This window comes from Streptococcus oralis (assembly GCF_003943825.1).
Lineage (GTDB): Bacteria > Bacillota > Bacilli > Lactobacillales > Streptococcaceae > Streptococcus > Streptococcus oralis_CD.
This window is the reverse complement of the sequence record NZ_RJNJ01000064.1, coordinates 1-721: the sequence shown is the minus strand read 5'-3', so window position 1 is coordinate 721 and position 721 is coordinate 1. Positions and strand designations below refer to the sequence as shown.

Below are 721 nucleotides of genomic sequence, written 5' to 3'. Positions count from 1 at the left end.
GTCCAAGTGCTGCTAGGCTAGCATTGTCTTCTGTACCTGTATTTGGAAGTTCATGTTGGCCATCCATATATTGAGGTGTAGAAGGTGCTGCTGGTTGAACTGGAGTTGGGGTTGGTTGTGGTACTGGAACGTAGTTGATTGGTGTGTCCTTAGTTGGATCGCTTGGTATGTTTGGTACTTCGTATCCTTTAGTTGGATCATTTGGATCAACTGGTTTCAGTGGGTTTCCGTTTGGATCTACCGGAGTGAATCCTGGGACGTAAGGTACGTGTGGTTTATCACTTCCTGGTTTTGTCGGATCTTTCGGATCGTTTGGATATGGAATTGGATTTGTTGGTGTTCCTGGGATATTTGGTACCCATGATCCTAACTTATCGTAAACAACTGTTTCGTTGATATCTTTGATTGTATCCGGTGTTACTTTAATATCTTTAGTTGATGATTCTAAATCACCAGCTTTAGCGATGTATCCTTTAACTACTGGTACTGGGTATCCGTTGAAGATATCGTCGTTACGATCTGTTGTCCATTCTACATATGTGATTTCTCCTGTTACTAAGTTAACTTTAGCATCACGAGTGAATTTAATTGTTTCAACACGAGTTTCAGATACTTCTTTTCCGTCACGATCTACATACTTGATAGTACGTGTAGCTGATTTCTCAGTTACAAGATCTTTCACAGTACTTGGCCATACTGGGCTGTTTGGATCGTTAGGGAA

1 protein-coding gene is annotated in these 721 nt (G+C 41.2%); it reads right to left on the bottom strand.

The features are described from left to right. On the bottom strand, window positions 1-721 hold a 721-nt coding region (locus tag D8863_RS10570), incomplete at both ends, for a mucin-binding protein (protein WP_438827529.1).